General features: G+C 72.6%; 10 protein-coding genes. 7 read left to right on the top strand and 3 right to left on the bottom strand.

The features are described 5' to 3' along the window. Nucleotides 1–12 precede the first annotated feature (12 nt). The 3 genes from ABZX65_RS24415 to ABZX65_RS24405 all read left to right on the top strand — a co-directional run bounded on the left by ABZX65_RS24415 (nt 13) and on the right by ABZX65_RS24405 (nt 2,907). Nucleotides 13–852, top strand: a complete 840-nt coding sequence (locus tag ABZX65_RS24415) for a phospholipid scramblase-related protein (protein ID WP_355343755.1) — start codon at nt 13–15, stop codon at nt 850–852. 3 nt (nt 853–855) lie between these two features. After that, nucleotides 856–1,938: a BadF/BadG/BcrA/BcrD ATPase family protein gene (locus ABZX65_RS24410; protein ID WP_355343752.1), complete on the top strand. Its 1,083-nt coding sequence runs from the start codon at nt 856–858 to the stop codon at nt 1,936–1,938. 81 nt (nt 1,939–2,019) lie between these two features. Continuing rightward, on the top strand, nt 2,020–2,907 hold the full coding sequence (locus ABZX65_RS24405) for a hypothetical protein (protein ID WP_355343749.1): 888 nt from the start codon (nt 2,020–2,022) through the stop codon (nt 2,905–2,907). Nucleotides 2,908–3,024: 117 nt separating this feature from the next. On the opposite strand, the gene ABZX65_RS24400 is transcribed toward ABZX65_RS24405, so the two are convergent. Continuing rightward, nucleotides 3,025–4,071 carry a lactonase family protein gene (locus ABZX65_RS24400; protein WP_355343746.1) on the bottom strand — a complete coding sequence of 349 codons (1,047 nt, stop codon included), beginning with the start codon at nt 4,069–4,071 and terminating at the stop codon, nt 3,025–3,027. 83 nt (nt 4,072–4,154) lie between these two features. Next, nucleotides 4,155–5,720: an FUSC family protein gene (locus ABZX65_RS24395; RefSeq protein WP_355343743.1), complete on the bottom strand. Its 1,566-nt coding sequence runs from the start codon at nt 5,718–5,720 to the stop codon at nt 4,155–4,157. A gap of 145 nt (nt 5,721–5,865) precedes the next feature. On the opposite strand from ABZX65_RS24395, the gene ABZX65_RS24390 reads away from it, so the two are divergent. From ABZX65_RS24390 to ABZX65_RS24375, 4 genes are all read left to right on the top strand, one after another. Next, nucleotides 5,866–6,441 (top strand): Lrp/AsnC family transcriptional regulator, encoded by a 576-nt coding sequence (locus tag ABZX65_RS24390; protein ID WP_355343740.1) that lies wholly within the window; start codon nt 5,866–5,868, stop codon nt 6,439–6,441. 724 nt (nt 6,442–7,165) lie between these two features. Continuing rightward, nucleotides 7,166–7,588 carry a hypothetical protein gene (locus ABZX65_RS24385; protein WP_188284393.1) on the top strand — a complete coding sequence of 141 codons (423 nt, stop codon included), beginning with the start codon at nt 7,166–7,168 and terminating at the stop codon, nt 7,586–7,588. Nucleotides 7,589–7,599: 11 nt separating this feature from the next. Beyond that, the gene (locus ABZX65_RS24380; protein ID WP_355343736.1) at nt 7,600–8,229 is read left to right on the top strand and encodes a cell wall protein; all 630 of its coding nucleotides are present in this window, start codon (nt 7,600–7,602) and stop codon (nt 8,227–8,229) included. An 11-nt stretch (nt 8,230–8,240) separates the two neighbouring features. Further along, nucleotides 8,241–9,140, top strand: a complete 900-nt coding sequence (locus ABZX65_RS24375) for a MauE/DoxX family redox-associated membrane protein (RefSeq protein ID WP_355343733.1) — start codon at nt 8,241–8,243, stop codon at nt 9,138–9,140. A gap of 78 nt (nt 9,141–9,218) precedes the next feature. Here ABZX65_RS24375 and ABZX65_RS24370 read toward each other — a convergent pair whose 3' ends face one another. Beyond that, the gene (locus ABZX65_RS24370) at nt 9,219–13,811 is read right to left on the bottom strand and encodes an endo-alpha-N-acetylgalactosaminidase family protein (protein WP_355343729.1); all 4,593 of its coding nucleotides are present in this window, start codon (nt 13,809–13,811) and stop codon (nt 9,219–9,221) included. Nucleotides 13,812–13,966: the final 155 nt, after the last annotated feature.

The following is a 13,966-nucleotide window of genomic DNA, read 5'->3' as shown; positions in this document are numbered from 1 at the left end:
TACTCTGCCCGGGTGACGACGCATCCCAATACTCCGGCGGGCTGGTACGCCGACCCGCAAGGCACTCCGAATCTGCTCCGCTACTGGGACGGCAAACAGTGGACGGAGCACACGAACCCCGGCCAGATTCCGCAGCAGCAGCAAGGCGGCGGCAACGCGTGGGAGGTGAATGTCAGCGGCGCCCCCGACCCGTCCAAGGTCCAGCGCCAGGTGCAGCAGCAGGCCGGGATAGCGCCGACCTCGTTCGGCGGCGGCACCCTGTTCACCGAGCCGATCCTGGTGGTGAACCAGAAGGCCAAGCTGATCGAGCTGGTCAACGAGTACAGCGTCTTCGACCAGCAGGGCCGTACCCTCGGCTCGGTCGTCGAGATCGGGCAGAGCACAGCGAAGAAGGTGCTGCGCTTCGTCTCCAGCGTGGACCAGTTCCTGACCCACAAGCTGGAGGTCAGGGACGCGCACGGGCAGCCGCAGTTGGTGCTCACCCGGCCCGCGAAGTTCATCAAGTCCAAGGTGCTGGTGCACCGCTCGAACGGTGAGCCGCTCGGCGAGATCGTGCAGCAGAACGCCTTCGGCAAGATCAAGTTCGCGTTCATGTACAACGGCCAGCAGATCGGTGCCATCAAGGCAGAGAACTGGCGGGCGTGGAACTTCGCCATCGTGGACCACACGGAGACGGAGATCGGCCGGATCACCAAGACGTGGGAGGGCCTGGCCAAGACCATGTTCACCACGGCGGACAACTACGTCCTCCAGATCCACCGGCCGCTGGCCGACCCGCTGCTGAGCATGGTCGTCGCCTCGGCGCTGACCGTGGACACCGCGCTCAAGCAGGACTCGCGCGGGCTCGGCTGATCCGTGCCCGCTTCCGCTGACTGGGTGCTCGGGATCGACTCCGGCGGTTCCGGGGTGCGGGTGGCCGTCGCCCGCGCCGACGGCACCGAGGTGTCCGCGCCCGCCGTCTCGGCCCGCCCGGCCGTGACCGGCGAGCGCGGGATCGACGCCGCGAGCCTGCTCGACCAGGTCGTGCCCCTGGTGAATGGCCTGCTGGACAAGGCCGGGGCCGGCACGCTGGCCGCCGCATGCGTCGGCGCGGCCGGTATGGCCACACTCGGCACCGACCTGCGCGCCGTGCTGCCCGACGCCCTGGCCGCCGCCTTCGGGGTGGAGTCGCTGGCGCTGGCCGGTGACGCGGTGACCGCGTACGCGGGCGCGCTCGGTCTGCGGCCGGGCGTCGTCGTCGCCGCGGGCACCGGCGTGATCGCGCTCGGCACCGCGGCCGACGGCCGCGGCTGGCTGCGCGCGGACGGCTGGGGCCATCTGCTGGGCGACGCGGGCGGCGGGTCCTGGATCGGCCGCGCGGGCCTGGACGCGGCGATGCGCGCGCACGACGGCAGGGCGGGCGGCTCCACGGCGCTGCTGGCCCGCGCGGAGGACCGTTTCGGGCCGCTCGACGGGATGCCCGCACGGCTCTACCCGCGCCCCGACCGGCCCGCCGTACTGGCCTCGTTCGCGCCCGACGTGGCCGCCTGCGCCACGGGGGGCGACCCGGTGGCCTCCGGCATCCTGCGGGCCGCCGCGACGCACATCCTGGAGTCGGCGGCTGCCGTACGGCCGGACGCCGCCGCGGTGGACGTGGCGCTGACCGGTGGCCTGTTCAAGATGGGTGAGCCGCTGCTCGGGCCGCTGCGCGAGCGGGCCGGGCGGATGCTGCCGGACGCCAGGCTCGTACCGGCGGCCGGGGATCCGCTGGACGGCGCGCTGCTGATCGCGGGGGCGCTGCACCGGGACGCGCTGCCGCTTCCGGCCGACCCCGCGCTGCTGCGGCTCGTCTCCCGTGCCGCACCGGCCCGTTCGCGTACCGCACCGGTTCGTTCCGGTGCCGACGCGGCGCGTTCCGGCACAGCTCAGACTCGTTCGATGACCGAACGTGAGCGGTGAAAGGGACAGATCAGGACAGGTCTGCCGCGGCTCCGACCCGGCCGAACATCCAGGCGCCCCAAGGCGTTAGCATGCGTCGCCATGAGCACTGCCACAGGGCCCGCCTCCGGCCTTCCCGTTCGAATGCCGCGCCCGCGCCAGCCGGGACGTCACCGCCGACCGGAGGCGCTGGCCGCGCCCGAGGGCGCGCCGGTGCTGGTTCTGGCCGTCCCCGGCACTCCCACCGCCGCCGCGCTCAGTCTGGCGGAGGAGGTCGTGAGCATCGCCCGCTCCGAGCTGTCGGGACTCGATCCGCGGATCGGCTTCGTCGACGGTGAGGACGGCGCGGAGACCGAATTCCCGGCGCTGCGCGGCGTCCTGGCCGCGATCGCGGACGAGCGGTCGGGGGAGGACACCGCGGCCGTCGTCGTCCCGCTGCTCGCGGGACCCGAGGCTTCGGTGCTGCGCAGGATCCGGCAGGCCATCGCCGACACCAAGGCGCAGGTGGAGCTGACCGACGTCCTCGGTCCGCATCCGCTGCTCGCCGAGGCGCTGCACGTCCGGCTCGCCGAGGCGGGTCTGGCCCGCGCCGACCGCGCCCGGCTGTTCACCGTGGCGACCGCGGCCGACGGGATCATCCTGGCGACCGTCGGCGGCGAGGAGGCGGCGCAGGCCGCGGGTGTGACCGGGCTGCTGCTGGCCGCGCGGCTCGCCGTGCCGGTGCTGGCCGCCGCGCTCGACGAGGACGGCTCCATCGCTCGGGCGGCGGAGCAACTGCGCTCCTCCGGCTCCGGCCGGCTCGCGCTCGCCCCGTGCCTGATCGGCCCGGAGATCGCGCCGCAACTCCTGCACACCGCCGCGGCGGAGGCGGGCTGCTCGGGCGCCGACGCGCTCGGCCCGTACCCGGCGGTCGGCAAGCTGGTGGTCACGCATTACGCGGGCGCGCTGGGCATCGCGATGCAGCAGCAGGAGAGCGCGCCCTCGCACTGAACGAGGCGGCGCGTCGACACGGCGACGACAACGGCGCGGGCGGGCGGTCCTTCGACAGGACCGCCCGCCCGCGCCGTTTCCTCGTCGTGCGGGCCGCGCGAGCCCGCCGCCGCGGTGTCAGGCCCGGGCGAAGAGCACGCAGGACACGGCGGGCAGCGCCAGCGAACCGGCCTGCTTGGGGATGCCGGTGCCCGGGTCGACGTCGAACCAGGTGACGTCGCCGGAGCGCTCGTTGGCCGCGTACAGCCGGGTGCCCGACGGGTCGAGGGTCAGGTGGCGCGGCCAGTCGCCGCCGCAGCTCACGGTGTCGAGCAGTTCCAGCCGCTCCCCCGTCTCGTCCAGGGCGAGCACCGCGATGCTGTTGTGGCCGCGGTTGGCGGCCCAGGCGAAGCGGCCGTCGGGCGAGACGACCAGTTCCGAGGGGTAGTTCTCGCCCTCGGTGCCGTCGGGGAGCACGCGGACCTCGGCGAGCGGGCGCAGGCTGCCGATGGAGGGGTCCCAGCGGCAGACGGTGACGACGGAGTCGAGTTCGTTCATCACATAGGCGTGGTGGCCGGCCGGGTGGAAGGTGAGGTGGCGCGGGCCGATCCCGGAGCGCAGTCCCAGCTCGCGCTCGATCTCCAGCTCGCCGCTGTCGGTGTCCAGTTCGCAGACCCGCACCGAGTCGGTGCCGAGGTCGACGCTGACCGCCCAGCGTCCGCTGGGGTCGGTCAGCACGGCGTGCGCGTGCGGCCCGGTCTGGCGCTCGGGGTGGGGGCCGTCGCCCTCGTGCTCCAGCAGTGAGCGCAGTCCGCCGAGCGCGCCGTCCTCGCCGATGGACAGGACGCTGACGCTGCCGGGCTCCGCGTAGTTGGCCGTGAGCAGGTGGCCGCGGTGGACGGCGAGGTGGGTGGGCCAGCCGCCGTGCACCTGCACGGGCGCGCCGAGCAGCCGGGGTGCGGCCGGGTCTGCGACCGAGAACGCGGCGGCGGTGCCCTCCGGCTCGGTCTCGCCGACCGTGTAGAGCGTCCGCCCGTCGTCGGACAGGGCGAGGAAGGACGGATTCTGCACCTCGGCGTTGTCGCCGAGCGCGGTGAGCGCTCCCGTGTCCGGGTCGACGGCGGCCGTGGTGAGCCCTCGCCCGCCCGCCGAAGTGAACGACCCGATGTAAACGTGCCCGGCCACTGCCGTACCTCTTCCGCCTGATGTCTGTACGGCGGCTGAGATTAGTACCTGACGGCGGCCGCGTCGCCCCCGGGTCCCACTGGTCAGGCGGCGAGCGGCGCCCGGGGGTCGGCGTGCAGGGGGGCGGCGAGGTCGGTGAGCGCCGTTTCCAGGACCCGCAGGTGGCCGAGCGCGCGTTCGGCGTGCGGATGTCCCACGCCGTCCCGGGGCGTTTCCGGCCGGGGTTCCGGTGCCTCGACGCCGCGTACGACCAGGCGGCGCACGGCGTCCTCGACCCGTCGGCAAGCGGCCGACAGCCGCTCGTCGTGGCCCGCTTCGGGGTGGGCGACGACCTCGGCGAGGCCGCGAACCTGGTGGGCGCAGGCGTCGAGGAGGCGCAGTACGTGACCGGCCCGCGCTCTACGGGCCCGCAGGGGGCTCAGCGGGTGCACCAGCGGCGCCAGGCAGGCGCGTACCCGGCCGAGTACCAGGTCCAGTTCGGCGGCGCGTCCCGCCAGGTCGGCGCCGGGTTCACCGGCGAGGTGCCGGGCGGCCTGCGCGGTGAAGTCGCGTACGGATTCCAGGGCGCGCTGGATCCAGGCGTCGGTGGCGGCGTGCGTGGTGACCGGCAGCACCAGCAGCACGGCGAGGGCGGCCCAGAGCGCGCCCGCCCCGGTCTCCTCGAGGCGCAGCAGGAGCAGCGCCGGGTGCAGGACGCCGAGCAGCCCGTAGAGGGAGCCGGCCATGACGGTGACGAAGAAGGTCATCCAGGAGTAGGAGACGGCCGCGCTGTAGAAGATGCCGAAAACGCACACCGCGACGAGGACGGCGGACGGTACGGGGGCGCCGTGCAGGGGAAGGGCGAGGGCGAATCCGGCCACGATGCCGAGCGCGGTGCCGAGCACGCGGCGGAAGCCGCGCACCAGGGTCTCGCCGCGCGACGCCGTGTTGACGAAGATCCACCAGGAGGTGGCGACCGCCCAGTACCAGCGGTCCTCCGACAGTGCCTGGCCGAGCGCGAGGGCTCCGGCCGCGGCGGTCGCGGCCTGGACGGCCTGCCGGGTGGTCGGCCTGCGCAGACCGGGCGGTTGGACAAGAGATACGGCCGGTACGGGAGCGGCGCCGCGTTCGTAGCACCACAGGCCGAAGCGGACGGTGGCGGCGACGGCGAGGCTGAGGCCGATCGCCGCGTACAGCTCGGGGAGTTCGGCCGGGACGGCGTGCAGGAACTGCGCGATGAAGAACATCATGAAGCCGAAGACGCCGAGCGCGTGGCCGCGGGCGCCCCAGCGGCGGACGTAGACCCCGGCGAGGACGACAGCGACGAAGGCGGCGTCGCGGGCGAGCGGGTACGGGTGCAGCCAGGCCGCGGCGGTGAGCACCGGCAGTCCGGTCAGGGGCATCAGGGCGATGGTGACCGCCTGCTGGCCGACGCGGGGGTCGGCGACGACGAAGAAGGCGAGCAGCGCGGCGAGACCGCCGCCGCACATCGCGGGCAGCGGAAATCCGGCCAGGCCCGCCGCGGTGACGGCGAGCGCGATGCCGAGGACGGCGCGGGAGGCGTGGCGCAGCCGCGCGCGGCCCGGATCCGGTGCGACGAACAACTTCTTCACGTGTGCGGTTCCACCCCTGTCCGGTACGGGTGCCCGGCGGCGGTCGGCGCCGGACATGGCAAAGGCGTTGCGGAGGACCGCAACGCCATCGTCACCACCAGGAAAGCACCCGAGCGGGCAGTGGCTCAAACTGGTCGCTCGGCGCTGTGCCATTGGTACGGTGAGGGTGCCCTGTCATCGACCATGAGGAGACCAGTGGCCCATGGCCGTCGACGCACTGGACACCCGCATCCTGCGGCTGCTGCTGGAGCAGCCGCGCACCAGCGTCCGTGAGTACGCCCGCATACTCGGCGTGGCCCGCGGCACCCTCCAGGCCCGGCTCGACCGGCTGGAGCGGGACGGGGTGATCACCACGGCGGGACCACGCGTGTCGCCTGCCGCGCTGGGCCACCCGGTGCTGGCCTTCGTGCGGATCGAGGTGACGCAGGGGCGCCTGGACGACGTGGGCGAAGCGCTCGCGGCCGTGCCGGAGATCATCGAGGCGCTCTCGATCACCGGCGGCGGGGATCTGCTCACCCGGGTCGCGGCCCGCGACAACGCCCATCTGGAGGACATCATCCAGCGGCTGATCCAACTGCCGGGCGTGGTCCGCACCCGTACGGAGATCGCCCTGCGCGAGCGGGTCCCGTACCGCGTGCTGCCGCTGGTGGAGGCCGTGGGCCGCAGCGCGGCGACCCGACGCCAGGGCGGACCGGGCGGCAGGGCCGCCGGGATCCCAGGGCCCGGCGCCGGATCGGGCGACGGATCAGGCGGTGGCGCTCAGCGGGCGACCCGGTAGCCCTTCACCGCCGGGCGACACCCCCAGCGACCGCGCCCGATACGCGGGCGGCAGGCGGCAGGCGGCAGGCGGCAGGCGGCAGGCGGCAGGCGGCAGGCGGCAGGCGGCAGGCGGCAGATCGTAGGCGTACGCGAGCCGCCGTGGCCGCGGCTGGCTGGATCACGACATCCCGGGCACCCCGCGAAAGACGGCCCACGCGTCCGCGCGGCGCGCCACGGCCGTGATGCCCGAGGCCAACGCCCGGTACCCCGCACCGTACGGCTCGTGCCGCCCGCCCCAAGGGCCTCTCGTGTCTCCCGCCCTCTGGCGGACGCGCGTAGAAGCGCGCATCATGGCCGTGTTCCACCATCACTGCCGACCCATCCGACGCACACCTTGTCATGGGCATGCAATTCTCCCGGCGTCCCCACATGCCCCGGAATCCCCACAGGACCCGCGCCACCCTCAGCACTCACAGCACCCGAACCCCCCAATATCCCCCCACACATCGAGCGCACCATGCACCTCGCGCATCCGTGCGATTCACGCCACACCGCCCCACCGCCTCGCGGTCCCGCCCGTCGCCCCACCTCCCCCGCGAGCGCGCGCATCCCGGACGCCGAACGCCCAGCACCGCCGCCGTCCCCACCGGCGGCCCCGTGTCACGTGTCACGCATGACGCGGCCCGCACCTTGTGTTGTCATGCGCAGGTCACAACACCTGCGCGCGAGCGAAGGGAATCGACATGGCTTGCGGATCGACCAGTCTCTGGGCAGGTGAGACCACCTGGTTCTGCTGCGGCAGCGCCTGGGGCCCCTGCGGCAGCACCGGCACCGGTGCCTGCGGCACCTGCCAGTCCAACGCCCACCAGGCGGCGTGGCCGAACGCCTCCCAGGCGTGCTTCGACATCACCCGGCCCGACCTGTGCGGTGAGACGATCGCGCGCCGCGGCTGCGGCTCGGTGATGAACGTCAAGCACCAGTGCTCCGGCGCGACGGTCTGCGTCACGGTCTCCGACTGCGGACCGCGCACCAAGAGCTTCTGCGGCGAGTCCGCGTGCTGCAACGGCGTCTGCCGCACCAACCGGGTCATCGACCTGACCCCGGCCGCGTTCTCCGCGATCGGCAATCTCAGCTCCGGCAAGCTCCCCGTCTACATCTACGAGTGAGGAGGACCGACATGAGCCACGACCAGAATCCCGCGGGCCGCGGCCGGATGGACCGCCGGCGCTTCCTCACCACCGCCGCGCTCGGCGGTGCGACCATCGTCGGCGCCACCGCGCTCGGCGGCATCGACGCGGACGCCGCCTTCGCCGCGCCGATGCCGTCGCTCGACCCGGCGATCTCCAAGTCGGCGTTCGCCGAGGGCCGGATCACCGCGATCAACGGCACCGTGCTGGAGGTCGCCGGCTCCTACGGCGACCAGCACCTCATCCAGCTCACCAACGCCACCAGCGTCTGGAAGCTGCGCCCCACCACCGCGGCGGAGATCAAGGTCGGCGACGGCCTGTACGCGCGCGGTGTCGACATGCCCGACGGCACCATCGCGGCCGACGCGGTGTGGGTCAACATCGTGAATCTCTTCTGCGAGATCCAGGGCATCGCCAAGGACCGGCTGCACCTCACGCACGGCAACAACCACGCCGTCGTGGGCCGGATCGTCACCGAGACGACCACCGCCTCGTACCTGGGCGGCGCGCTCACCTCGGACCTGTCGCGGGTGCGGATCGGGCAGTCGGCGCAGATCCTCGGCGCCTGGCGTCCCGAGGACGACACCGTCGACATCGCCCGCGTGACCGTCGGCCACTAGGAGGGAGCGCGATGATCTCCGTCATCCCGAGTCTGGCGCCGCTGCTGTGCGGGGTCCTGCTCGCCGTGACCGGCGCGCCGAAGCTCTTCGGCCGCCGTACGGCCCAACTGGCCGCGAACACCGTCCTGGTGCGGGTCCTGGGCAACGGCCACCGCGCCACCCGGGCACTGCGCGCGGTGGGCGCGGTCGAGCTGCTGATCGCGGCGGCGCTGCTCGCCGTTCCCGAGGCCGTGGCGCCCGCCGTGGCAACGGCGGTCCTGGGCGCGGGCTTCACCGCGTATCTGGGGTACGCGCGGGCGACGGCGCCCGAGTCGTCCTGCGGGTGCAGCGCCCGTGACGAGGGGCCGGTCGGCTGGCGGTCCTTCACCCGTGCCGGTCTGGTCGTCGTGGGCGGTCTGGCCGCCGTGGCCGCCGACCGTACGTGGTGGTCGCGGATCGGCGGGGATCCGGTGCCGTCGGCCGTCGTCCTGGTGGTGGCCGCGGCGGTACTGCTCGGTCTGTCCTCCGACCTCGACCAGCGGTGGCTGCGGCCGTTGCGCAAGCTGCGGCTGCGGGTCCTCGGGCATCCGCTGAGCGGTTCCGGCGAACGGGTGCCGGTCGCGGCGTCCGTGGAGCTGCTGGAGAACTCCCTGGCCTGGCAGGCGACGGCTCCCGTCGTCCGCTCCGCCCTGCTCGACCACTGGGACGACGAGGGCTGGCGCATCCTGCGGTTCGCGGGCGTCCACGAGGACTCGCGCGGGGCGCGGCCGGTGAACGTGCTGTTCGCGCTCGACCTGGCGGCGACCATCGACACGGCGCCCGTGCCCGCGGTGCGGGTGTCCGTCATCGACGACGTCACGGAGGAGCCGGTCGACGTGGACCCGCTCATCTCGGCGGCCGAGCGCCTTCAGCTCCTCCCGCTGGTCAACTGACCCGAGAACGACGGGGCGCGCCCCCCTCCCCGGTCAGGGAGGGGGGCGCGCCCCGCGTGGTGCCCGTTCGGACCGTGGTCAGGCGCCCGGTGCGGGATCCGGCGGATAACCGATGGGCGTGTCGGCGTAACTGCCGTAGGCCCGCATCTCGGCTGCCGCCGCGAACGGCAGTCCGTTGAGCGCGCTGAGCGCGGTGAAGCGGACATAGCTCGCGCGGACCCGGTCGAAGGCGATGACCTGGGTCGACGGGGAGTCCACGAGGGTGCCGCGGGCGACGGTCGTCCAGGTAGTGCCGTTGTCGGAGACGGCGACCTCGTAGCCGGCCACCCGGCCGTTCTGTCCGCCGGTCTGGCGGTCGAGGTAGCCGAAGCCGTCGAGGTCGGCGGGGCCGCCCAGCTTGAGGGTCACCCAATGGGGGTACGGCGCCTCGGAGTTGGTGTAGTCGGTGTGCCAGATGGTGCCGGGGTCACCGTCGAGCACGTTGGAGACCGGTCCTTCCGCCGCTCCCGAGGAGAGGTTCTCGGAGTCCGCGGTCGCCGTCATCGAACTGGGCGAGAGCAGCGCGCGGGTCGCGACGGTCGCCTTGGCGTCCGCCGACACCGACTTGGTGGCGCCGTCGTCGGTGTAGCCCGCCACGACCTTCCAGGAGGCGGCGGTCCCCGCCGCTCCCGCGGGCGGGGTCAGCAGCCAGGTGGTGCTCACCGACGCGCCGGGCTTCACGGTGGCGAAGCTGTTGCCGTGCTCGGTCTTCACCGCCGCGGTCCACCCGGCGGGCAGGCCGTCGAGCCGTTGGACGACGCCGGTGGCGTCGGTCAGCTCGCTGTTGGTGAAGGTGGTCACGTACTCGCTCGGCACGCCGGGGCTCAGCTCGGCGGTCGGCGGCGTCGTCACACTCGCGCACGCCGGACCCGCCGGGGCGGGGCCCAGGTCGGTCACCGAGAAGTCGTCCAGCACGAAGTCCGTGCCGTTGGCGCCGCCGAGCTTGCGCAGCCCCACCCAGGTGTCGCCGCAGCCCGCGACGATCTCCTTGGAGTACGTGGCCGTGTCGAGCGCGGGCGCGAGCACGTCGCGCGTCACGTCCTTGGACGCGACCTTTCCGCCGCCGACGACGTCCGCGCCGGTCACCCAGGCCCACTGGCCGTCGAGGTTGGTCTGGTAGCGGAAGGAGACCGCGTACGTGTGGCCCGCCACGAAGGGCACGGTCGCGGGCACCGTCCGGTAGACCAGACCGCTGTTCTCCTCGTGGGCCTTGAGCGAGTGGTTCCCGCCGATGACGTCGTCCACCGCCTGGCCCTTGAGGGTCCCTGAGTTGTACGGCGAGTAGGTGTTCTTCCAGATCTTCTGGCTGTACGGGGCGTGCAGGTCGCTGATGCTGGTGCGCGGGTCGGTGGCGCCGCCCGCGTCGCCCTTGACGAAGGGTCCCCAGCCGGGCTGGTTGCCCTCGAAGTCGTCCCGTGCGAGGACGGTCCCGCCAGAACCGGCCGCCTTCTTGGGCAGCGGCAGCGTGGTGTCGGCCATCAGGCGTATGTCGTCCAGCGTGACGGCCACGCCCCCCGCCACCGCGCTGACGGCGACGGTGACCTTGCCGTTGGACGGCGCGGTGAAGGTCACCGACGCGCGCTGCGAGTACGTGCCCTGCTTGGCGTCCGCGGCCATCTGGTTGGCGGCGGGCGTGGTGTCGAAGGTGTTGGCGGCGGGCAGCTTGCCGCCGGTGACGGCGAGGGTGGTGGCCCTGCGCTGCCCCTTGGCGATCTCGACGTTGGCGCTGAGGGTGTAGGTCTTGCCGGACGTCAGGCCCTTGACCTGCTGCGAGATACCGGAGGCCGCGGCGCCGAGCCGGGCGACGTTGTCACCGTTGGCGGTGCGTACGGCGGTCGCGCCGCCGCGGGCGTTCCAGGCCGTGAGGTCGCCGGCGTTGAAGCCGGGGTCGTTCAGACCGGTGCCCTGCCCGAAGTCGACGTTGGTGTGCGGCGCCTTGCCGGAGTGCGGGGCGAGCACGTACGGCTGGTTCTTGTCGCCGCTGATCGTGACCTTGCCGCCGGTCGGGGTGATGTCAGCGGCCTTCACCCGGCCCTGGTCGGTGAGCTTGTAGAGGGTGAAGCGCTTGGTGCCCGCGAACTGCCGTGTCACGTCGAAGGTGTGGGCGCCGCCGGACGCGCTGAAGTAGTACATCTTGTCGGCGTCGCTCGGCGAGGACGTGCCGTTGCCGCGCTTGGCCTCGCCCCACGGCAGCAGGTAGCTGTCGCCGTCGAGGACGAGCGCGCCGCCCATGGTCACCTGGCGCTTGCCGCCCGCCATCGCGACGTGGACACCGCCGGTGAGGTCGGCGGAGGCGCCGAAGTCCCAGGTGGTGAGCTGGTAGTGCTGGAGGAATTTGGTCGGCAGGTTGTCGGTCCAGATGTTCCGGTAGAAGGCGTTGTAGTCGTCCTGGCCGGTCCAGCCCTCGAACTCCTTGATGTCGGAGCCGCCGAGCAGCGGGTCGACGTTCCACACGTCACGGTCGGAGTTGGCGATGAAGCGGACGATGTTGGAGTTGATGCCCTTGTTGGTGGCGCCGCCGTAGTTCTTGTCGCTCGCCCAGTGCGACCAGATCGAGTCGCCCTCGAATTTGTAGGCCCACTCGCTGGCGACCTCGAAGCCCATCGCGTGGAGCTGGCGGGCCAGTTCGTCGGCGAGCCAGCCGCTGGAGTAGTAGGCGTCGATGTAGACGGTCTTGATGCCGGGCGCCTGCTTGCGCAGTTCCTTGAAGCGGTCGAGGACGGCGCCGCTGCCGAGGTCGGTGCGCTGGTCGATGTGGTACGACTGGTTGAGCCAGTCCCAGCCGTTGACCTGGCCCTGGATGAGTCCCGAGCTGAAGTTCTTGGCCTGCGGGTACGCCTCGGTCACATTGACGTGGACGGCGATGTCGGAGTTGTAGTCGGCGCCCACGGAAGCCAGCTTGTTGAGGTCGGTGAGGCCGCCGGCCCTGACGTTGTAGTCGCCGCCGTAGTCCGGGTGCGCGGAGTCGTGGCCCTCGTTGGCGTAGCCCTTCTCCAGCACCCACTGGCCGAGGTCGTCGGTGGCCAGCGAGATCCGCTTGACGTTGTCGAGCGTCTTGAGGAACGGGTTGGTGGCCTGGCTCGCGAAGTTGAACGGGATGTGCTGCACGACGCGTTCGGGCACCCGGTCGGCGCCGAGCGGGCGCGTCATCGCGGCGCGGTAGGCGAGCGCGCCGTCCTCCCAGGTCACCTTGTTGTCGCCGTTGGCGTCACCGGAGAGCACGACCGTGGTCCGCGGCAGCGCGTACGTCGCCACCCGCCGGTCCGTGGCGCCCTTGGGCGCGTAGGTGTAGGTGCCGACGGACAGCTCCGCGCGGCGCGCGCCGCCGCCCGCGTCCACGACCCGCGACTGGAGCCGGGTGTTGCCGTTGTCGTTGTTGTCCTGCGCGGCGTCGTCGGTCGCGTCGGTGATCAGCCCGCCCGCGAGCGTGGAGTTGCTGACGAAGCCGTACGGGGTGCCGACGGACGCCTTGTCGGGCTTGGCCGCCGCGCTGATCGTGAGGAACTGGTCGGCCGTCGTCGTGGAGTCCGTGGAGATCTTCGTACGGGCCAGGCTCGCGTGCGGGTCGGAGGAGTCGACCGACAGCAGCGACTGGCCGGGGATCGAGAACTGGTTGACGGTACGGGCGGCGCTGCCGGTGATCTTCCGGACGGCGAAGACGACGGTCTTCTTCGCCGTCGCGGTGATCGTCGAGGTGATGGTGACGTTCGGCAGGTCGGCGAAGGTCGAGGTGTACGTCGCGGTGTCGCCGTGCGCGGACATCTTCGTGGTCGCGGTGTGCGCGGCGCCGTTGATGTCGAAGGTGTGCAGGACGGACGCCTGGCCCGCGAGGGTGCCGCCGTTCAGCGCGTACGAGATGACCTGCGGGAATTCCTTGGCGACGGTGACCTTGAGCGCGCCGTGCCTGATCTCGACGGGGGTCGCGGGGTCGGCCGGGGGCGGCGGGTCGACGGGCGCGGGCGTGGTGTCGCCGACGGCGCGGACCCTGATCTCGGAGGCGGAGGCGTTGTCGGACCCGTTGACGGCGCTCTCGGCCTCGACCTTCACATAGCGGCCGGTGACGGGCTTGTCGAAGACGACGGTCTGTACCTCGGTGTTGCTCGTCGGCTGGTGGAAGGAGCCGGTCGCGGCGGGCGCTCCCCAGTTCCCCTTCGGGTCCTTGGCGACGGCCGCGTCGTCGGTGACGAAGATCCGGTAGCCCTTGACCGGGCCGTTGGCCTGGTTCTTCACCGAGTAGTCGACACCGGTGAGGGTGAAGGAGCCGCCGACGTCGAGGGTGATCCAGTGCGGCATCGGGGTCTTGGCGACGCCGACGCCGCCGACCACGTCGTAGGCGACCGTCCACTGCGTCGACGGGTCGTTGTCGAACGCGGCGAGCGCCGTGCCGTCCAGGGCCGGGGGCGCGGGGTAGGCGGGCGACTCGGAGTCTGCCTGGACCAGCGTGTACTGGGCGGGGTCGATCGGGGTGTCCGCGGCGGCGGCCGGGTCGGCCGACGTCTGCGGCGGGGCGGCGAGCGCCGGAGTGACGCCGACCGACAGCAGGGCGAGCGAGGCGAGCAGGGCGGCGGCGGTCGCGGACCGCTGCCGCCGCCACCTTCCGCGGTGGGGTGATCGGGGCGAGCGCGAGGTCATTCCTGTACCACCTAGGGCCGTGAAGAGCCGGGAGCGAGTCGGGAGTGGTGGAGACTGTAGCGGCGATGGCATCGATAACACCAGAGCCAGACAGAGCTTCTTGCACAGGTGATAGCGGCCGATATCGGGCGGTCGTGCGGCCGGTGTGGTCCGGG

Source organism: Streptomyces sp. NPDC003300, from assembly GCF_040610915.1.
Classification (GTDB): Bacteria; Actinomycetota; Actinomycetes; order Streptomycetales; family Streptomycetaceae; genus Actinacidiphila.
The sequence above is the reverse complement of the archived record's forward strand: the minus strand, read 5'-3'. Positions and strand labels throughout refer to the sequence as shown.

Excerpts from the sequence above, each read along its gene's own strand:
- ABZX65_RS24370 (WP_355343729.1), bottom strand. The coding sequence starts at position 13,811 with ATGACCTCGCGCTCGCCCCGATCACCCCACCGCGGAAGGTGGCGGCGG.
- ABZX65_RS24405 (WP_355343749.1), top strand. The coding sequence starts at position 2,020 with ATGAGCACTGCCACAGGGCCCGCCTCCGGCCTTCCCGTTCGAATGCCG.
- ABZX65_RS24380 (WP_355343736.1), top strand. The coding sequence starts at position 7,600 with ATGAGCCACGACCAGAATCCCGCGGGCCGCGGCCGGATGGACCGCCGG.
- ABZX65_RS24375 (WP_355343733.1), top strand. The coding sequence starts at position 8,241 with ATGATCTCCGTCATCCCGAGTCTGGCGCCGCTGCTGTGCGGGGTCCTG.
- ABZX65_RS24395 (WP_355343743.1), bottom strand. The coding sequence starts at position 5,720 with ATGTCCGGCGCCGACCGCCGCCGGGCACCCGTACCGGACAGGGGTGGA.
- ABZX65_RS24385 (WP_188284393.1), top strand. The coding sequence starts at position 7,166 with ATGGCTTGCGGATCGACCAGTCTCTGGGCAGGTGAGACCACCTGGTTC.
- ABZX65_RS24390 (WP_355343740.1), top strand. The coding sequence starts at position 5,866 with ATGGCCGTCGACGCACTGGACACCCGCATCCTGCGGCTGCTGCTGGAG.